Annotated in this window: 19 protein-coding genes and 1 riboswitch; of the genes, 8 read left to right on the forward strand and 11 right to left on the reverse strand. The window is 68.6% G+C overall.

Annotated elements, in window-relative coordinates; all coding sequences use genetic code 11:
• Nucleotides 1-215 precede the first annotated feature (215 nt).
• Nucleotides 216-1,019, reverse strand: a complete 804-nt coding sequence (locus CY658_RS08780; RefSeq protein WP_101489746.1) for a helix-turn-helix transcriptional regulator — start codon at nt 1,017-1,019, stop codon at nt 216-218.
• 103 nt (nt 1,020-1,122) lie between these two features.
• Between CY658_RS08780 and CY658_RS08785 the strand changes: the two genes are divergently transcribed.
• A complete protein-coding gene (locus CY658_RS08785) occupies nt 1,123-2,697 on the forward strand; it encodes an MFS transporter (RefSeq protein WP_101489747.1) in 1,575 nt (524 codons plus the stop codon).
• Here CY658_RS08785 and mutL read toward each other — a convergent pair.
• The gene (gene mutL / locus CY658_RS08790) at nt 2,681-4,576 is read right to left on the reverse strand and encodes a DNA mismatch repair endonuclease MutL (RefSeq protein WP_101490291.1); all 1,896 of its coding nucleotides are present in this window, start codon (nt 4,574-4,576) and stop codon (nt 2,681-2,683) included. The genes CY658_RS08785 and mutL overlap by 17 nt on opposite strands.
• A 252-nt stretch (nt 4,577-4,828) precedes the next feature.
• On the opposite strand from mutL, the gene CY658_RS08795 reads away from it, so the two are divergent.
• From CY658_RS08795 to CY658_RS08805, 3 genes are all read left to right on the forward strand, one after another.
• Complete coding sequence (locus CY658_RS08795; RefSeq protein ID WP_101489748.1) at nt 4,829-6,619, forward strand: IlvD/Edd family dehydratase; 1,791 nt, start codon at nt 4,829-4,831, stop codon at nt 6,617-6,619.
• A 317-nt stretch (nt 6,620-6,936) separates the two neighbouring features.
• Entirely contained in the window at nt 6,937-7,758 is an 822-nt protein-coding gene (locus CY658_RS08800; protein ID WP_101489749.1) for a fumarylacetoacetate hydrolase family protein, read from the forward strand.
• 46 nt (nt 7,759-7,804) lie between these two features.
• A complete protein-coding gene (locus tag CY658_RS08805; protein WP_099790921.1) occupies nt 7,805-9,157 on the forward strand; it encodes an MFS transporter in 1,353 nt (450 codons plus the stop codon).
• Between the two features lie 4 nt (nt 9,158-9,161).
• Here CY658_RS08805 and CY658_RS08810 read toward each other — a convergent pair whose 3' ends face one another.
• Nucleotides 9,162-10,103, reverse strand: coding sequence for a LysR family transcriptional regulator (locus tag CY658_RS08810; RefSeq protein WP_101489750.1), 942 nt, complete (start codon nt 10,101-10,103; stop codon nt 9,162-9,164).
• Complete coding sequence (locus CY658_RS08815) at nt 10,100-10,615, reverse strand: GNAT family N-acetyltransferase (RefSeq protein ID WP_101489751.1); 516 nt, start codon at nt 10,613-10,615, stop codon at nt 10,100-10,102. The genes CY658_RS08810 and CY658_RS08815 overlap by 4 nt, the downstream gene beginning before the upstream one ends.
• A 49-nt stretch (nt 10,616-10,664) precedes the next feature.
• On the opposite strand from CY658_RS08815, the gene CY658_RS08820 reads away from it, so the two are divergent.
• Nucleotides 10,665-11,330: a DedA family protein gene (locus tag CY658_RS08820; RefSeq protein WP_101489752.1), complete on the forward strand. Its 666-nt coding sequence runs from the start codon at nt 10,665-10,667 to the stop codon at nt 11,328-11,330.
• A gap of 67 nt (nt 11,331-11,397) precedes the next feature.
• Here the strand turns inward: CY658_RS08820 and CY658_RS08825 are convergent, their stop codons facing one another.
• Entirely contained in the window at nt 11,398-11,688 is a 291-nt protein-coding gene (locus CY658_RS08825; RefSeq protein WP_235510096.1) for a glycine zipper domain-containing protein, read from the reverse strand.
• Between the two features lie 154 nt (nt 11,689-11,842).
• Complete coding sequence (locus tag CY658_RS08830) at nt 11,843-12,274, reverse strand: helix-turn-helix domain-containing protein (RefSeq protein WP_101489753.1); 432 nt, start codon at nt 12,272-12,274, stop codon at nt 11,843-11,845.
• An 84-nt stretch (nt 12,275-12,358) separates the two neighbouring features.
• On the opposite strand from CY658_RS08830, the gene CY658_RS08835 reads away from it, so the two are divergent.
• Together CY658_RS08835 and CY658_RS08840 are read left to right on the forward strand one after the other, a co-directional pair.
• Nucleotides 12,359-13,228: a class I SAM-dependent methyltransferase gene (locus CY658_RS08835; protein ID WP_101489754.1), complete on the forward strand. Its 870-nt coding sequence runs from the start codon at nt 12,359-12,361 to the stop codon at nt 13,226-13,228.
• A complete protein-coding gene (locus CY658_RS08840; protein ID WP_101489755.1) occupies nt 13,221-13,721 on the forward strand; it encodes a DUF2938 domain-containing protein in 501 nt (166 codons plus the stop codon). Before CY658_RS08835 ends, CY658_RS08840 begins: the two co-directional genes overlap by 8 nt.
• Before the next feature lies 1 nt (nt 13,722).
• Here the strand turns inward: CY658_RS08840 and CY658_RS08845 are convergent, their stop codons facing one another.
• A complete protein-coding gene (locus tag CY658_RS08845; RefSeq protein ID WP_101489756.1) occupies nt 13,723-15,225 on the reverse strand; it encodes an N-acetylmuramoyl-L-alanine amidase in 1,503 nt (500 codons plus the stop codon).
• Nucleotides 15,222-15,728, reverse strand: a complete 507-nt coding sequence (gene tsaE / locus CY658_RS08850; RefSeq protein ID WP_101489757.1) for a tRNA (adenosine(37)-N6)-threonylcarbamoyltransferase complex ATPase subunit type 1 TsaE — start codon at nt 15,726-15,728, stop codon at nt 15,222-15,224. The genes CY658_RS08845 and tsaE overlap by 4 nt, the downstream gene beginning before the upstream one ends.
• On the opposite strand from tsaE, the gene queG reads away from it, so the two are divergent.
• Complete coding sequence (gene queG / locus CY658_RS08855; protein ID WP_180838897.1) at nt 15,693-16,826, forward strand: tRNA epoxyqueuosine(34) reductase QueG; 1,134 nt, start codon at nt 15,693-15,695, stop codon at nt 16,824-16,826. The two genes, tsaE and queG, sit on opposite strands and share 36 nt — an antisense overlap.
• Here queG and arsC read toward each other — a convergent pair.
• From arsC to CY658_RS08870, 3 genes are read right to left on the reverse strand one after another with little or no spacing between them, the layout of a single operon-like run.
• On the reverse strand, nt 16,780-17,160 hold the full coding sequence (gene arsC, locus CY658_RS08860) for an arsenate reductase (glutaredoxin) (RefSeq protein WP_101489758.1): 381 nt from the start codon (nt 17,158-17,160) through the stop codon (nt 16,780-16,782). The two genes, queG and arsC, sit on opposite strands and share 47 nt — an antisense overlap.
• 28 nt (nt 17,161-17,188) lie before the next feature.
• The gene (locus tag CY658_RS08865; protein WP_101489759.1) at nt 17,189-17,887 is read right to left on the reverse strand and encodes a glutathione S-transferase family protein; all 699 of its coding nucleotides are present in this window, start codon (nt 17,885-17,887) and stop codon (nt 17,189-17,191) included.
• A gap of 44 nt (nt 17,888-17,931) precedes the next feature.
• Entirely contained in the window at nt 17,932-18,444 is a 513-nt protein-coding gene (locus CY658_RS08870; RefSeq protein WP_070061276.1) for a 6,7-dimethyl-8-ribityllumazine synthase, read from the reverse strand.
• Nucleotides 18,445-18,557: 113 nt separating this feature from the next.
• Nucleotides 18,558-18,716, reverse strand: a riboswitch (FMN riboswitch).
• Nucleotides 18,717-18,739 lie beyond the last annotated feature (23 nt).

Genomic DNA, 18,739 nt, shown 5'->3' on the forward strand with positions numbered 1-18,739 from the left:
TGCGTGGAGGGACAGCGAAAGTCGGCCGAAAGTTCATCTGCTTGCTTTCTGAAACGCGTCGGCATCGCGTGTCAGCTCCCCCTGTGCGGCGCTCGCCGGCGCTTCGCACGAGACCATGCAACGTGCGTGCCCGCGCCGCGGATGACGCGCAAAAACCCTCGAAAACCCTCAAAACGGGCGCTGACGGCGCCTATCTGGCGCGCGAGCCGCTGTGCTCAGGCCGGTGCCGGCTGCGCGAAATACACCACCATCCGCAGGTGCCGGTGCGCGTCGACCACCAGCGTTTCGTGGTGAAAGTCCAACGGCCCGGTGTCGGCCATCCGTACGCATCCGAGGCCGCGCCGGGCGGGCGCGCTGTCGGGGGTGTCCCACCAGCGGCGGAAGTCGGGCGAGAGTTCTTTCAGGTCCGCGACCAGGCCCAACATGGCCGGATCGTCGGGTGCAATGGCGAAGTCGTAACGGAATTGCGCCAGCAGCTGGGGCGCATCGTCGCGCCAGGCGGGCAGGCGCCGCCGCAGCTCGGGGTCGGCGAACACCATGCGCAGCAGGTTGCGCACCTCGCGTTCGCGCGCGCTGAAGCCGAACAGCGCCTCGGCCGCGGCGTTCCAGGCCACGACGTCCCAGCGCAGGTTGCACACGTAAGCAGGGCGGGTCGGCAGGTCGTCCATCAGCTGCTGGATGTGGGGCGTGACCGACACCTGCTGATGGGCCTCGGGCGGCGGTGGGCGCTTGTGGGCCAGCAGGAACAGGTGGCTGCATTCGGCGTCGTCGAGCTTCAAGGCAAGCGCCACGCCGAGCAAAAACTTCTGCGACACCTGGATCTCGCGCCCCTGCTCGAACCACGTGTACCAGGTGAGCCCCACGCCGGCCATCACCGCGACTTCTTCGCGCCGCAGGCCGGGCGTGCGGCGCCGGCCCTGCGAGGGCAGGCCGACGTCGGCGGGCTTCAGCTTCCGGCGGTGCCGGGTCAGGAACTCCGACAGCTCGTTCTTGGTGCGGCTGAGGCTGCGTTCGATCACGGCTGTTGTCTCCAGTAATAGGATAAACACTTAAATTGTAATGTGATGATCTTGTCCTGAAGATGGGTCTTCCGCAACCCGAACGCGCACCCGGAGGCCCCTTTTGACAGCACCTTGCGATTTACTTTCCCTTTCCGAAGGCCTTCCGACCGCGAGGCGCGAAGGCCTTGCAGGCGCCCGCGAATGGACCGGGCTCGCGCTGCTGGCGTTGCCAACCCTTTTGCTCGGCCTCGACCTCACGCTGCTGCACCTCGCGCTGCCCGCACTGGCCCTCGACCTGCGCCCCACAAGCGCGCAGGCGCTGTGGATCGTCGATGCCTACGGCTTCATGATTGCCGGCTTTCTCGTCACGATGGGCACGCTGGGCGACCGCATCGGGCGGCGCAAGCTGCTCATGGCTGGCGCGGCGGCGTTCGGCGTGGCGTCGGTCCTGGCGGCTTGTTCGACCAGCGCCAACCAGCTGATCGCGGCACGTGCCGTGCTCGGCGTGGCGGGCGCGACGCTGATGCCGTCGACGCTGGCCCTGATCAGCAACATGTTCCTGCACCCGCACCAGCGCGCACTGGCCATCGGGCTGTGGGCAACCATGTTCGCGCTCGGCATGGCGGCCGGGCCGGTCGTGGGTGGCCTGCTGCTCGCGCACCACGGCTGGGGCGCGGCCTTTCTCGTCGCGCTGCCGGTGGTCGGGCTGCTGCTGGTGGCCGCGCCGTTCCTGCTGCCGGAGTACCGCGCGCCGCAACAGGGCCGGCTCGATCTGCCCAGCGTCGCGCTGTCGCTGCTCGCCTTGCTGCCGGTGGTCTACGGCATCAAGCAGGTCGCCAAGGACGGGATCGGTGTGGAGGCCGTGCTGGCGCTCGTCGGTGGGCTGGCCTTCGCGCTGCTGTTCGTCCGGCGGCAACGGCGGTTGCGCCATCCGCTGATCGACCTCGACCTGTTCGCCAGCCGGGCTTTCAGCGTCGCGCTGGTGGTGTTGCTCGTGGGGCTGGTCGGTGTCGGCGGCACGATGCTGCTGGTGACCCAGTACCTGCAACTGGTGGCGGGCCTGTCACCGCTCGCGGCCGGGCTGTGGATGGGGCCGCCGGCGCTTGCCATGCTGGTGGCCGGCATCACGGCGCCGCTGCTCGCAAGGCGCATCCGGCCGGGCCATGTGATGGCGGGGGCGCTGGGGTTGTCGGTCGTGGGGTATCTGATGCTGAGGCAGCTCGATCGCACGCCGCATGGCACCGCGTTGGTGACCGCCTCGTTCTCGCTCGTGTATCTCGGCCTGGGCACCATCGCTGCGCTGGGCACCGACCTGGTCGTGGGCGCTGCGCCGCCCGAGAAGGCCGGGTCGGCCTCGGCCCTGTCCGAAACGGTGCAGGAGCTGGGCCTGGCCGTGGGCATCGCCACGCTGGGCAGTCTGACGACGGCGGTGTATCGCACGCGAATGGGCGACCCGATCGACGGCATGAGCGTGGTGGTTCAACGCGCGGTATCGGACAGCCTGGCCGGCGCCACCTCGGTGGCGCGCGAACTGCCTGCCGGCGTGCTGGAGCAGGCGCAAGCCGCCTTCCTCGCGGGACTGAATGCAGCCGCAGCCACCAGCGCCGTCAGCATTGCGATCCTTGCGGTGCTGGCTGCCGTCACGCTGCGGCATGTCGGCGCAGCGACCGACGAAGGGCTTAGCGCCCGCGCATGAACAGCGAATCGAGCTCGCGGATCGACAGCTGGCGCCAGGTCGGCCGGCCGTGGTTGCACTGGTCGGAGCGCTCGGTGGCCTCCATCTGGCGCAGCAGGCCGTTCATCTCGTCGATGGTCAGCTTGCGGTTGGCGCGCACCGCGCCGTGGCAGGCCATGGTCGACAGCAGCTCGTTCTGCGCGCGCTGCACCACGGTGCTCGCGTCGTGCTGGCCCAGTTCGGCGAGCACGCTGCGCGCGAGCTCCACCGGGTCGCCGTCGGCCAGCGTGCCGGGCACGGCGCGCACCGCCAGCGTGCGGGCCGAGAAGGGCGTGATCTCCAGCCCCAGCGTGGGCAGCACGTCGGCGCAGGCCTCGGCCGTGGCCACTTCCTGCGGCGTGGCCGCGAAGGTGGCCGGGATCAGCAGCGGCTGGCTCGTGATGGCCGCGCCGTCGAGCTGGGTCTTGAGCCGCTCGTAGACGATGCGCTCGTGCGCCGCATGCATGTCGACGATCACCAGGCCCTGGCTGTTCTCGGCCAGGATGTAGATGCCTTGCAGCTGAGCCAGCGCGCGGCCCAGCGGCCAAGCGTCCTGGTTCATGACCGGAGCCGGGGCGGGCGCTGCGGCCCCGTCGTCCGGCAGCCCGACCGGTGCGCGGAACGACATCGCTGGCGCTTCGGTCTGCCACTGCGACGCGCCCGTGACCGGCGCATGGCCTTGTTCTTCGGAGCGCCGCGGCCACATGGCCTCGAAGTCGCCGGTGCCGCGCTCGCGCGCCTGGAACGCAATCGCGGGCTGCGACCAGCTCGCGCTCGGCGGCAGCGGCGTCTGCTTGAAGAAGGGCTGCGGTGGCGCGTCGGCCGGTGCCAGGGCATCGCCGGCGCGCGGCGCGGCCAGGGCGTCCTCGATGGCGTGGCGCACCGCCTGGTGCACCTCGCGCCCGTCGCGGAAGCGCACCTCGATCTTGGTCGGGTGCACGTTGACGTCGACGCGCGCGGGGTCGATCTCGAGGTACAGCACGTACACCGGCTGGCGCTGGCCGTGCAGCACGTCTTCGTAGGCGCTGCGCACGGCGTGCGACAGCACCTTGTCGCGCACGAAGCGGCCGTTGACGTAGAAGAACTGCTGGTCGTTGCGCGAGCGCGCCGCGTCGGGAATGCCGGCACGGCCGACCACGCGCACCGGGCCGCCTTCGCGCAGCACAGAGACGCTCTGCGACACGAAGTCGTCGCTCAGCGCATCGGCCAGCCGCTGCTCGGGTGTGGCGGCGGCGCGCCACTGTTCGATCAGCTTGCCGTCGTGCCAGACCGAAAAGCCCACCTCGGGCCGTGCCAGCGCATGGCGGCGCACGGCCTCGATGCAGTGGGCCAGCTCGGTGGCGTCGGTCTTCAAAAATTTGCGGCGCGCGGGCGTGGCAAAGAACAGCTCGCGCACCTCGACCGTGGTGCCCACCGAGCGCGCTACGGGCCGCAGCTCGCCGGTGCCGCCGTCGAGCACGAAGGCGCTGTCGGCGCCGGTGAAGCGCGAGAGGATGCTGAGTTCGGCAATCGCGTTGATGGCCGCGAGCGCCTCGCCGCGAAAGCCCATGGTGCCGACCGTTTCGAGGTCACTCAGGCTCGCGATCTTGCTGGTGGCGTGGCGGCGCAGGGCCACCGTGAGTTCTTCGCGCGGAATGCCCAGGCCGTCGTCTTCGACCGAGATCAGCCGCACGCCGCCCGAGGCCAGCCGCACGGTGATCTGGCGCGCGCCGGCGTCCAGCGCGTTGTCGAGCAGTTCGCGCACCACCGAGGCGGGGCGCTCGACCATTTCACCGGCGGCGATCTGGCTGATCAGCTCGTCGGGGAGTTCACGGATCGGGCGGCGTTCGGCGGGGGGGAGGGAAGAGGGTAGGGCACTCACCGGAAACATTCTAGAAGCGGGCCGCCGACCGGGCGGCTGGCGGGGTATCGGGGTGTATTTGGTGCGCTTATACCGATCCTCAACCGATCTCATTGGCTTTGGCGAAGGCGAAAACCTAAGCTCCCCTTCGCCAACGTATTCGCACAACAAACAAGAACGCACCGGAGACACCCAGGACACCGCCATGGCACGCCGCCATGCCGCGCAGGGGGCCGCCGCGCGCGTTCGCCGACCACCCTGAAAGCCGACGCCATGACGACACCCCGCCCCCTGCGCTCCGCCGCCTGGTTCAACAACCCCGAACACAGCGAACTCTCGGTCCTGCACCTGGCCTGGTTCCTGAACTACGGCCTCACCCGCGAAGAGCTGCAATCGGGCAAGCCGATCATCGGCATCGCGCAAAGCGGTTCCGACCTCACGCCCTGCAACCGCCACCACCGCGAGCTGTCGCTGCGCGTGCGCGAAGGCATCCGCGAGATGGGCGGCATCGCGATGGAATTTCCGATGCACCCGATCCAGGAGAACGGCCGCCGCCCGACCGCCGCGCTCGACCGCAACCTGGCCTACCTGGGGCTCGTCGAAATCCTCACCGGCTACCCGATCGACGGCGTGGTGCTGACCACCGGCTGCGACAAGACCACGCCCGCCGCGCTGATGGCCGCGGCCACCGCCAACATTCCCGCCATCGTGCTGTCGGGCGGCCCCATGCTCAACGGCTGGCACGAAGGCCAGCGCACCGGCACCGGCACCACGCTGTTCAAGGCGCGCGAGCTGTTCGCCAAGGGCAGCATCGACTTCCCCGGCTACATCGACCTCGTCGGCTCCACCGTGCCCTCGGCCGGCCACTGCAACGTGATGGGCACGGCCTCGACCATGAACGCCCTGGCCGAAGCCCTGGGCATGAGCCTGCCCGGCTGCGCGGCCATTCCCGCGCCGTACCGCGAGCGCGGCCAGATGGCCTACGAAACGGGCCGGCGCATCGTCGACATGGTGCGCGAAGACCTCAAGCCCTCGGACATCCTCACGCGCTCGGCCTTCGAGAACGCGATCGTCGTCAACTCGGCCATCGGCGGTTCGACCAACGCGCCGATCCACCTCATCGCCATCGCCAAGCATGCGGGTGTCGAGCTGAATATCCAGGACTGGGAAACGGTCGGCCTCGAGGTGCCGCTGCTGCTCGACATGCAGCCCGCCGGCAAGTACCTCGGCGAAGAGTTCTACCGCGCAGGCGGCGTACCCGCGGTGGTGGCCGAGCTGCACCGCCACGGCCTGATCCGCACCGACGCATGCACCGTCAACGGCCACACCCTGGCCGTCAACTGCGCCGACGCGCCGGTGAAAGACGCCGACGTCATCCGCCCCTTCGAACAGCCGCTGCGCGAGAACGCCGGCTTCCTCGTGATGTCGGGCAACCTGTTCGACAGCGCGATCATGAAGACCAGCGTCATCTCCGACGAGTTCCGCGCGCGCTACCTGAGCAAGGCCGGCGACCTCGACGCCTTCGTGGGCCGTGCCATCGTGTTCGACGGCCCGGAAGATTTCGAGGCCCGCATCGAAGACCCGTCGCTGGACATCGACGCGAGCTGCATCCTGTTCATGCGCGGCGTCGGCCCCATCGGGCACCCGGGCTCGTCGGAAGTGGTCAACATGCGCGCGCCGTCGCACCTGCTCAAGAGCGGCGTGTCGGCCTTGCCCTGCGTCGGTGATGGCCGTCAGTCGGGCACCTCGGGCTCGCCGTCGATCCTCAACGCCTCGCCCGAAGCCGCCGCAGGCACGGGCCTGGCGCTGCTACAGACCGGCGACAAGGTGCGCGTGGACCTGAAGGAGCGCACCGTCAACATGCTCGTCGACGACGAGGTGCTGCAAACCCGCGCCCGCGACCTCGAGGCGAAGGGCGGCTACCCGATTCCCGCGAGCCAGACGCCATGGCAGGAGATCCAGCGCGCGATGGTGGACACGCTCTCCGAAGGCATGGTGCTGAAGCCCGCGACCAAGTACCAGCGCGTGGCGCAGACCGCCGGGATTCCGCGTCGGAATCACTGAGGACGGTTGCTGTTCAGGGCGACGCTCCCGCCGACGGGGAGCCTTGCTCCGCGAATGTCCCCCGGGGCTGCGCCCCTCCTCCTTGATTTCGCTGCGCAAGGCACCCCATCGACGTGAGCGTGTTCAGAGCATCTGTTGATCGGCCCGCATAACGACCGCGCCCATCGTGCTCAGGACACTGGGTGCTTCCCGCAGCGAAATCAAGGAGGAGGGCGAAGCCCGGGGGACATTCGCGGAGGGAAGTACCCGGTGGCCTGAGCACACGCCCTGAACAAATCCGCACAAGATTTTTTTTCAAATCAAAGAAGGAGTCAGACATGAAGTGGATGAGCGTTCAAACGCCGCAGGGCCCCCGCGTGGGCTACATCAAGGACGGCGCTTTGCAGCCCGTCGACGCGGCCCGCATGCAGGACATCGTCGAAGGGAAAGCCTGGAACGATGCAGGCCAACCGATCCCCCTCGCCGAAGTCAAGCCCACCTTGCCGTTCGCCCCGAGAAACATCATCTGCATCGGCGCCAACTACCGCGACCATTGCATCGAGACCGGCCTGGCCATCCCCGAGAAGCCCGTCGTGTTCGCCAAGTTCACCAACACGTTGGCAGCCGACGGTGACGCGATCACCTGGCCCGAAGGCTTCACCGAGAAGGTCGACTGGGAAGCCGAACTCGGCGTTGTCATCGGCAAGCGCGCGCAAGGCGTGAGCGAGTCTGACGCGCTCTCGCATGTGTTCGGCTACGTGGCCGCCAACGACGTGAGCGCACGCGACGTGCAGCTGGGCGAGGCGCAATGGGTGCGCGGCAAGTCGCTCGACGGCTTCTGCCCGCTCGCGCCCACCGTCGTCACGCGCGACGAAGTGGCCGACGTGCAATCGCTGGGCATCCGTTGCCTCGTCAACGGCGAGGCCGTGCAGTCGTCCAACACGAGCGAAATGATCTTCTCGGTCGCGTTCCTCGTGGCGTACCTCTCTCGCGCCATCACGCTCGAACCCGGCGACCTGATCCTCACCGGCACGCCCGCCGGCGTCGGCCTGGGCCTCAAGCCGCCACGCTTCCTGAAGCGCGGCGACGTGGTCTCGGTCGAGATCGATGGGTTGGGTTCGGTGACGAACCCCGTCCACGGCGCGGTCGCACGCGGCTAGCCTCGGCGGCTTTCAGACAGACATACCTATTCAGGAGACAACAACAATGACAACCACGAGTCCCTACGGCGAGCTGGTCACAGGCGCCATCCACAAGGCGCGCTGGCGCCTGCTGCCGATGCTCATCGTCATGTACATCATGTCGATTCTCGACCGCGTGAACGTCGGCTTCGCCAAGCAGGCGCTGCAGATCGACACCGGCCTGAGCAACAGCGCCTTCGCGCTCGGCGCCGGCATCTTCTTCGTGAGCTACGCGATCTTCGAAGTGCCGAGCAACGTGATTTTGTCGCGCGTCGGTCCGCGCATCTGGCTGTGCCGGATCATGGTCACCTGGGGGCTCGTGGCGTCGGCCATGATGTTCGCGACCAGCGAGACCTCTTTCTACGTGCTGCGCTTCCTGCTCGGCATCGCGGAAGCGGGCTTCTACCCCGGCGTGCTGCTCACGCTGACCTACTGGTTCCCGGCGAAGGTGCGTGCACAGGCCAACGGCATTTTGCTGTTCGGCTTTGCAGGCGCGCTCGTCATCGGCGGGCCGATCTCCGGTGCGCTGCTCGACATGAACGGCATCGGCGGCCTCAAGGGCTGGGAGTGGATGTTCCTCATCGAAGGCCTGATGGCTGTGGTGGTGGGCATCGTGGCCTTCTTCGTCATCGTCGACCGGCCGCACAACGCGCCCTGGCTCACGACCGCGCAGCAGAACGCGCTGCAGGCCGTGCTCGACCAGGAAGCGGCAGAAAAGTCGGCCGACAGCCCGCAGACCGTGTGGCAGACCTTGTGCAATCCGCGCGTCATGTTCTTCGCGCTGAACTTCTTCATCGTGCAGATCGCGGCCTACGGCCTCATCTTCTATCTCCCGACCCAGGTGGCGCAGATCCTGGGCCAGAAGATCGGCCTCCTGGTCGGCTTCGTCACCAGCATCCCGTGGCTGCTGGCGCTGTTCGTCGTGTACTTCGTCACGCGCTGGTCCGACCGTCACCACGACCGTCGCCGCGTCACCGTGGCCACGCTGTACACGATCTTCGGTGTGTGCGTGTGCCTGTCGGCGCACGGCTCGCCGGTCTTCGCGATCGCGGCACTGTCGATCGGTGCGTCGACCTACCTGTCGGGCACGCCGATCTTCTATGCCTTCCTGTCGGAGCGGCTGTCGGGCCTGGGCATTGCCACGGGCATTGCGCTGGTCAACTCCATCGGCAACCTCGGCGGCTTCGTGGCGCCCAACCTGCGGACCTACGTGGAACAGAACCACGGCGGCTCGGCCGCGGGGCTGTACACGCTGGGCAGTGCAGCGCTGCTGGCCGCACTGATGCTGGCGCTCATGCCCAAGGGCTGGCGCGTGGCGAAGAAGAGCGGGGCGGCGGCAGCGCCTGCGGCCGTGCGCGACGGTCGGGCGCGCGCCTAGCTGATCAGAAGGCCTGTCGCCAGACGCGCGACAGCGCCTGCCACGCGCAGTCCACCTCCGGCCGCTTGAGCGCGCCGGCCAGGCAGACAAAGCGCAGGTCGCAGCCGATGCTCACGCGGTCTGCAATGACCAGGCCGTCGCGCTGGCTGGCCTGCAATGCCAGCGCATCGCGCGCCAGCGAAATGCCGACGCCGGCGCGCACCAGCGCCAGCATCGACATCTCCTGGTCGGCCTGCGCAGCCTTCTTCAGCACCAGCTTGTGGGCCTGCAGCACCGGCGCCAGCAGCCGCGAATGCGACGAGGTCGGCGGTGCCAGTACCCACGGCAAATAGGCCAGCTCGGGCCACTCGCGGCCCAGCACCTGCGGCGCCCAGCCGCTCGGGCCGATCACCTGGTAGTTGAAGCGCGTCAGCACCTGCGAATGGAACAGCAGGCCGCCTTCCTGGCGGCGTGCGGCCGCGCTGGCCTGCGGCAGGTCGGTCGCTTCGGGGTCGCCGAGGTAGAAGCCGATGTCCAGTTCCTTGTTGAGCAGTTGGGCGAGCACGTCGCCGCTCGTGCCCTGGTGCAGCTCGGTCTCGAGTTCGGGCGCCAGCGCCACCAGTTCGGTGAGGAAGGGGCTGAGCCGCGTGAAGTCGGGGTCGAGGATGGTGCCGATGCGCAGTGAGCCGCGCACGCCGCCCTTGAGCCTCTCGGCCGCCACCGCGAAATCGTTCAAACCTTCGAGCGCATGCTCCGCATGGTTGAGCAGCGCCGCGCCGTCGCGCGTGAGCAGCAGGCCGGTGGGCGTGCGCTGGAACAGCTCCAGCTCGACCAGCGCGCCCAATTCCTTGAGCTGCAGGCTCACGGCCGGCTGCGTGAGAAACAGGCGCTGCGCGCCGCGCGACACCGAGCCCTCGCGGGCCACGGCCACAAAGGCCTGCAGGAGCCGGGGCTCGATCTTCTTCATGCCGCGCCGGGCAGCGGCTGCAACTGCTTGAACATGACGAAGGCGTCGACGAAGCCATGCTGCGGATGCCGGAACGCGCCCGGCAAGGTGCCGACGATGGCGAAGCCCATGCGCTGCCACAGCTGCACCGCGCGCTCGTTGGTCGACACGACGAAGTTGAACTGCATCGCCAGGAAGCCCATGCGCAGGGCCTGCTGCTGCGAGTGTTCGCACAGCGCCGAGGCCACGCCCAGGCCGCGCGCAGCCTCGGACACCACATACCCGCAGTTGCTCACATGTGCGCCCTGGCCCGGCTGGTTGGCGCGGATCACATAGGTGCCCAGCACGGTGCCTTCTTCATTGCAGGCCACGAAGGTATGCGTGGGCACTTTCATCCACGAGTGGCGGGCTTCTTCTTCCGTGACATCGGGCGGGTAGGTGTAGGTGTAGGTGTCGCCGCGGCGAAACGTCGGTTCGAGGACGGCCCAGAGGGCGGGCCAGTCGGCATCGAGGGCTTCGCGGATCTGGATCATGGGGTGATTCGAAAAGGGGGCAGCATGCCAACAAGGATAATCCGCGCCCATGGAAATCATCAGCTTTCTCGTCGACTTCATTCTTCACGTCGACAAACACCTCGAGGCCTTCGTGGTCGCCTACGGCCCCTGGGTCTATGCGCTGCTGTTCCTGATCGTGTTCGTCGAGACCGGCGCGGTGGTCATGCCGTTCTTGCCGGGTGACTCGCTGCTGTTCATCGTCGGCGCGCTGTGCGGCGTGGGGCTCATGAGCTTCCCGCTGGCCTGCGGCATCCTGATCGTGGCGGCCATCCTCGGCGACCAGTGCAACTACTCGATCGGGCGCTACTTCGGGCCCAAGGTGTTCCAGTGGGAGAACTCGCGCTTCTTCAACCGCAAGGCCTTCGACCAGGCCCACAGCTTCTACGAGCGCTACGGCGGCATCACCATCGTGCTCGCGCGCTTCATGCCCTTCATTCGCACCTTCGCGCCCTTCGTGGCCGGCGTGGCCGAGATGAACCGCGCGAAGTTCACGGCCTACAACGTGGGCGGCGCACTGCTCTGGGTGCTGGGCATCGCCACCGCGGGCTACTTCTTCGGCAACCTGCCGTTCGTGCGGCTGCACCTGGACAAGATCATCTGGGCGCTGATCTTCGTGCCCGGCCTGCTGGCGATCTTCGGCGCGTGGCGCGCCTCGAAGGCCGAGAAGGCACGGGCGGCGGCATCGCAGGCCTGAGTCGCTGCAAACTCACCCACAAAAAAACGCGCCCGAGGGCGCGTTTTTTCGTTGAGGGTGTGGGTGATCAGTAACGCGGGCCGTTGTCCGGGTAGTAACCGCTGCCGCGCGGATAGCGCTGCTGGTTGTAGTAGTTGCGTTCGTCGACGTTGCGGCCCACCTGGTTGCCGATGACGCCGCCGATGGCTGCGCCGCCCAGCGTTGCGCCGGTGTTGCCGCCGATCGCATGGCCCACCGCCGCGCCGCCGAGTGCGCCGATACCGGTGCCGAGGTTCTGGTTGGGACCGCTCGCACAGCCTGCCAGCGTCATGACCGAAGTGGCAGCTGCAGCGGCGATCCAGAGACGTGTCTTCAACATGGTGTCCACCTTTCGAGGAGTGATGGCTCATCATGGTCAAAAGTATGCATTTCGCGGTGTAGGAGCCTGCCGCACGTGCCTGTGCGCGGTGGCGGGCCGCGTGGCGTGGGACAGGGCGCGTGTTGCGGGACGCAACGCCTGAAAGCGGGTGTGGCTACGTGGCGCGCGGCTTCGGCACCTTCTTCTTCGGCGCCGTTTCCAATGCACCCGACGACGCCGCCCGCAGGATGCGGCGGAAGGTGGGGCATTCCATGTGGCTGGGCGCGGGGCAGACCGCTGCGTGCCGCAGGCCGTCGCGCATCGCCGTGAGCTGGCGGATCGTGCGGTCGAGGTCCTGTGCCTTGTCGGCGAGCACCTGCCGGTCGATGCGCGGCTTGCCTTCGGGCGAGAACATGCGGCCGATTTCTTCCAGCGAGAAACCGGCGGCGCGGCCCAGCGCGATGAGCGCCAGCTGCTCCAGCACGTCGGGCGCGAACACGCGGCGCAGGCCGTGCCGGCCGGTCGAGGCGATCAGCCCTTTTTCTTCATAGAAACGCAGCGTCGAGGCGGGAACGCCGGCGCGTTGCGCGACTTCCGAAATGTCCATGTGCAGGCCCCCCTTGACTTCAAGTCGACTTGAATTGGCACAGTCTAGCCTTCGCCGCTTGAAGGCACCTTGAGGAAAACGATCATGGACGACACATCTCCCGCCAATGCCGAACAGGCCGCCTTGTGGAACGGCCGCGCCGGCAGCGCCTGGGTCCAGACGCAGGCCGTGCTCGACGCGATGTTCCAGCCGCTCGAAGCGCGGCTGACCGATGCGGTGCGCGCCGTGGGCGCCCGCCGCGTGCTCGACGTGGGCTGCGGCACCGGCCGCACGACGCTCGCCGTGGCGCGGCAGCTCGGCGCGACCGGTCAGTGCCTCGGCGTCGATATCTCGGCACCGATGATCGAGGCGGCGAAGGCCCGCGCCGCGCGCGAGGTGTTGCCGTCGGCCCGCTTTGTCTGCGCCGATGTGCAGAGTCATGCCTTCGAGCCGGCCGCGTTCGACATGGTCATCTCACGCCTGGGCGTGATGTTCTTCGACGACCCGGTGCGGGCCTTCGCGAACCTGCGGCGAGCCACGACGGACGGTGCGGCCTTGCGCTGCATCGCCTGGCGCGGCGGAGCCGACAACCCGTTCATGACGACGGCCGAGCGCGCCGCCGCACCGCTGCTGCCCGGCCTGCCGCCGCGCCGGCCGAACGCGCCGGGCCAGTTCGCGTTTGCCGACCGCGCGAGGGTCGCGGGCATCCTCGAGGCGAGCGGGTGGGGCGAGGTCGACATCCAGCCGTTCGAGGTCGAGTGCGCGTTCCCTGCGACGGCGCTGGTCGACTACTTCACGCGGCTCGGACCGGTCGGGCTGATCCTGCAGGAGACGGATGCACAGACGCGCGCGCAGGTCGTGGAGACCTTGCACGCCGCCTTCGCGCCGTATGTGCAGGGCGACGAAGTGCGCTTTGTCGCGGCCTGCTGGATGATCGCCGCGCGTGCCTCGGAGCAGGAGCGCGACCGTGTCTGAGACCATCGAGTTCGTGGTCCGCACGCTGTGGGTCGGCGCCGGCGCGACGGTGGTGATGGACCTGTGGGCGGTGCTGCGCCAGCGCCTGTTCGGTATTCCCTCGCTGGACTACGCCCTCGTCGGCCGCTGGCTCGTGCACCTGCCGCGCGGGCGCTTCTTTCACGACCCCATCGGCAAGTCGCCGCGCGTGGCGGGCGAGGGTGTGATCGGCTGGACTGCGCACTACCTGCTCGGCATCGCGTTCGCGGCCGTGCTGCTCGCGGGCTGGGGATTGGAATGGGCCCGCCAGCCGACGCTCGCCCCTGCGTTGATCGTCGGCATCGGCACCGTGCTCGTGCCGTTCTGCGTGATGCAGCCCGCGATGGGCGCGGGCTTTGCCGCGCGCCGCACGCCGCGCCCTGCGATGGCGCGATTCCAGAGCCTGGTCACGCACGCGGTCTTCGGCGCCGGCCTCTATGCGGCCGCGTGGGTCGCCCGCGTCGCTGGCTTCTAGGTCAGAGCTGCCGGCTGCGCGCCAGCGGCGGGTTCTGCGCGAAGTAGCGCTGGATGCCGCGCATCAGCGCGTCGGCCAGGTTTTCCTGGTAGTCGGCGCGGCGCAGGTTGGCTTCTTCCTCGGGGTTGCTGATGAAGGCCGTCTCGACCAGCACGCTCGGGATGTCGGGCGCCTTGAGCACCGCGAAGCCGGCCTGCTCGACCTGCGCCTTGTGCAGCCGCGCACCGATGCCCTTGATCTCGCCGAGCATCGCGCCGCCGAGCTTCAGGCTGTCGTTGATCTGCGCGGTGGTGCTCATGTCGAGCAGCGCGCGCTGCACCTGCGCCTCGTGGGTGCCCACGTTCACGCCGCCGACCTTGTCGGCGTCGTTTTCCTTGTTGGCGAGCCAGCGTGCGGCACTGCTCGAGGCGCCGCTCTGGCTCAGCGCGAACACGCTGGCGCCGCGCGCGGCGGGCGTGGTGAACGCGTCGGCGTGGATGCTCACGAACAGGTCGGCCTGCACGCGCCGCGCCTTCTGCACGCGCACGCCCAGCGGCACGAAGAAGTCGGCGTCGCGCGTGAGAAAGGCGCGCATCGGGCTGCCGTTGACGCTGGCCGCGTTGATGCGGTCGCGCAGGCGGTGCGCCACCTGCAGCACGATGTCTTTCTCGCGCGTGCCGTTCGGGCCGATGGCGCCGGGGTCTTCACCGCCGTGGCCGGGGTCGAGCGCCACGATGATGATGCGGTCGGTGCGGCTGGCCGTCGCGCGGGGCGGGGGGCCGGGCGGTGTCACGGGTCGCGCCGGCGGCGCCGCGGCCACGACGGGCGGCGGTGCCGGCGGCATCGGCAGTGGCATGCCGCCGGGCGGCAGGGCCGGCGCGGGCGTCGACGGGCCGGGGCGCATGGCCTGCTGCGCCATCAGGTCACCCAGCGGGTCGACGGGCGGCATGGCGGGGCGCACGGGCGCGGGGCCTGGTGATGGCGCGGCGGGCGGGGCGCTTGCCACGGCGGGGCCGTTGCTCGGCGCGCTGGTGCTGCTGCCGTTCTTGGGCGCATCGCGCAGCCGCTCGGCGATCAGCGCTTCCATCGGGTCGATGGCCTGTTCGGGGTACAGGTCGAGCACCAGCCGGTGCTTGTAGGCGGCCACGGGCGCCAGCGAGAACACCTGCGGGCGCACGGTCTGCTTCAGGTCGAACACGATGCGCACCACCTTCGGTGCGTTCTGCCCGATGCGCAGGCCGTTGATGAACGGGTCACCGGGCTTGATCTTGCCGACCAGGTCGCGCAGCTCGGTGTTGAGGTCGATGCCCTCGATGTCCACGGCCAGCCGGGGCGGGCTGCCGACCACGAGCTGCTGCGAGTTGAGGCGGGCGTCGGACTCGATGGTCACGCGGGTGTAGTCGGCGGCGGGCCACACGCGCACGGCGAGGATGCTGGCGCCGCGCGCGATCTGGTGCACGCCCAGCATCAGCGCGATGCTGCCGCCTTGCAGCAGCACGCGCCGTTTCAGGCCGGTCGCCTTCATGCGGCGAGGCACGCCAGCAGATCGCTGCCGCGAGGGGTGTTCGCAAGAAGAGTCACGCTGCGGGTGTCGTCGGTCATTGCTTCTATTTTAATAGCTAGGTCGGCAGGTGGGGTGCGCCCCGCGGCGTTTTCCGGCCACTCGGCCAGCTTGAGGCCGGGGCCCGCGAAGATGTCGCGAAAGCCCGCGTCGTCCCATTCGCGCGGATCGGCGAAGCGGTAGAAGTCGAAGTGGAAGATGGCCAGCCCGTCGGGCGCCTCGTGCGGCTCGACCACCGCGTAGGTGGGGCTCTTGATGCGCCCGGTGATGCCGAGCGCGCGCAGCAGGTGGCGCACGAAGGTGGTCTTGCCGGCGCCGAGGTCGCCCTGCAGCGCGATGAACGCGTCGCGCAACGCGGGCGATGCGGCGAGCGCGCGCGCCAGTGCGTCGGTGTCGTCTTCGCCATGCCAGCGCAGGGTGCGGGCATGGGCATGCGTTTCTACAATCGGCAAGTGATCGTCAGCCATCCACTCATTGCTCGTATTCAGGCCTTGGCCCGGGAACTCGGATTCTCCCAAATCGGAATCGCGGGCGTCGATCTGTCGAGCGCCGAGGACGGTCTGATGCAATGGCTGGCCCATGGGTTCCATGGCGAGATGCAATACATGGCAACACACGGCACCCGCCGCGCGCGGCCCGCGGAGCTGGTGCCGGGCACGGTGAGCGTGATCACCGCGCGCATGGACTACCTGCCGCGCGCCACGCCGGACGACTGGCAGGCCGTCGAGTTCGACCGCCTCACGCGGCCCGGCGAGGCCATCGTGTCGGTCTATGCGCGAGGCCGCGACTATCACAAGGTGCTGCGCAACCGCCTCGCCAAACTGGCCGAGCAGATCGCCGAAGAGGTGGGCCCCTTCGGCCACCGTGCCTTCACCGATTCGGCGCCGGTGCTCGAGGCCGAGCTGGCCTCGCGCAGCGGCCAGGGTTGGCGCGGCAAGCACACGCTGGTGCTCGACCGCGACGCGGGCTCGATGTTCTTTCTCGGCGAAATCTACGTCGACATGGCGCTGCCGCCGAGCGAGCCCGTCAGCGCGCACTGCGGCAGCTGCAGCGCCTGCATCGACGTGTGCCCGACACGCGCGATCGTCGCGCCGCAGCGGCTCGATGCGCGCCGCTGCATCTCGTACCTGACGATCGAGCATGCCGGCGCCATTCCGACGGAACTGCGCCCGCTGATGGCCAACCGCATCTACGGCTGCGACGACTGCCAGCTGATCTGCCCCTGGAACAAGTTCGCGAAGAAGAGCACGCTGCCCGACTTCGACGCGCGCGAGGGGCTCACGGGGCGCACGCTGGCCGAGTTGTTTGCGTGGAGCGAGGAAGACTTTTTGCGCCGCACCGAAGGCAGCCCGATCCGCCGCATCGGCCACGAGCGCTGGCTGCGCAACATCGCGGTGGCGCTGGGCAATGCGGTGCGGTCAGGCGAGGCCGGTGCGAAGGAGGCATTGGCCACGCGTGCCGAGCATCCGAGTGAACTGGTGCGCGAGCATGTCGCGTGGGGGCTGGCGCAGGAAGACGTCAGGCCGGAAGAATCTCGCGCACGCGCTCCCACGGCCGGCACATGAGCGTGCCGCGCGGCGACACCACGATGGGCCGCTGCAAGAGGATCGGGTGCGCCACGATCGCGTCGAACAGCTGGTCGTCGGTCAGTTTCTCGTCCGCCAGCTTCAGTTCTTCGTAGGGCGCTTCCTTGGTGCGCAGCAGGTCGCGCGCCGTCAGGCCCATCGCCTTCGTCAGCTCGCGCAGTTTCTTCTTCGAGGGCGGCGTTTCCAGGTACAGCACGATCTCGGGCTCCACGCCGCTTTCGCGGATCAAGCCCAGCACGTTGCGCGACGTGCTGCAGTTGGGCTTGTGATAGATCGTCATCGGGTAGGCGGTGGTCGGTGTGCGTGCGGTCATGGGGTCGATGATAGAAAACTGGGTTGCCTCAGCTGCCCGGCGCGCTCGTATCCAGCGAGAAGGGAAAGCGCGCCGCCCAGAATTCCGCGAGCCGCGGGTCGGCGTCCACGCGGCGCACCACGCGCGCCATGCGCGGCGCCACGCGGTAGAAGCGCCGGCGGGTCGGCGTCCAGCGCGACATCACGGTCACGTACAGGTCGAGCATGCTGAGCTTTTCGCCGAGCAGGTAGGGCGCGGGTTCGTCGATCTGCGTGTCCATCAGGTGCCAGCAGTGCGCGATGCGCTCGGCCGAACGTTCGAGCATCGCGGCCTGTGCGGCGGGGTCGGGCACGAGGCGCTGCGGGTCGTCGCGCACCCAGAACATCGAATAGATCGACGCCGGCAAATAGACCATCCAGCGCAGGTAGCGCGTGCGCAGCGGATCGTCGGGCGCGGGGCAGAGCCCGGCTTCGGGGTAGCGGTCGCCGAGCCAGATGAGGATGGCCGCGCTCTCGGTCATCACCTCGCCCGAAGGCAGCACGAGCGCGGGCACCTGCTGCATCGGGTTGACATCGGTCAGTCGCTCGCGCTCGGACTCGCCCTCCCAGGGGGCGATGTCGACCGTGTCGACCTGCGCGCCGATCAGCGTCAGCGCGGCATGGACGGGCGTGGCGCCCGAACCGGGCGCGCCATAGAGGGTGTAGCGGTCGGCAGCTGCTGCGGCCGCTGGAGCGGATGGAGAGGCCATCCGCGCAGGTTACTGCAGGCTTGCGCCGCTTGCCAACTGCGGGGTCAGGCGGCGAGCAGCGCGTCGACCTTGTCCAGCGCCTCGAGCGTCTTGAAGCAGGCCTCGGCCACTTCCGTGCCCTTGATCGCGAAGTGGCGGTGGAAGTACTTGCGGTGCTCCACGTGCTCGTGGAAATGGTGCGGCGTGAGCACGGCCGAGAAGATCGGCACGTCGGTCTCCAGCTGCAGCGACATCAGCGTGCTGACGACGGTGTTGGCGACGAACTCGTGGCGGTAGATGCCGCCGTCCACCACCAGCGCGCAGCCGATGATGGCCGCGTACTTGCCCGAGTTGGCGAGGCGCTTGGCGTGCAGCGGAATCTCGAAGGCGCCGGGCACATCGAAGATGTCGATGAGCTCGCGCGCCACGCCGAGCCGCGCCATCTCTTCGAGAAACGCGTCACGTGCCTGGTGGACGATGTCGGAATGCCATTGCGCCTCGACGAATGCGATGCGCTGGCCGCGCGGCGAACCCGACGCGGTGACGGCAGAAAGGGGAAGGTCGTTGATCTGACTCATGGTGTGCCTCTAGAAAGCAGGTTTCCTGAATCAGGGCGCACGAAACCACAGGCCCGCTCGCGCGCCGGTTTGCCTCAAAAAAGCAAAGCAAGGCGCGCGGGCATGCCCGCATTTCGCGCTCTCTTTCATCCGGACTGTGACCGTCGGCTTCGGAATCGCACCGAAATCTGCTGACCCTCGGACCTGTGGCAGGTCCGAGGCGCTCGCGGGCTTGTGCGACTTTCGTCGCCATCACCGCCGGTGGGGAATTGCACCCCGCCCTGAGAACGCTTGCCATCCGGCGAACCGGACGACG

This window comes from Variovorax sp. RO1 (assembly GCF_002849325.1).
Classification (GTDB): domain Bacteria; phylum Pseudomonadota; class Gammaproteobacteria; order Burkholderiales; family Burkholderiaceae_C; genus Variovorax.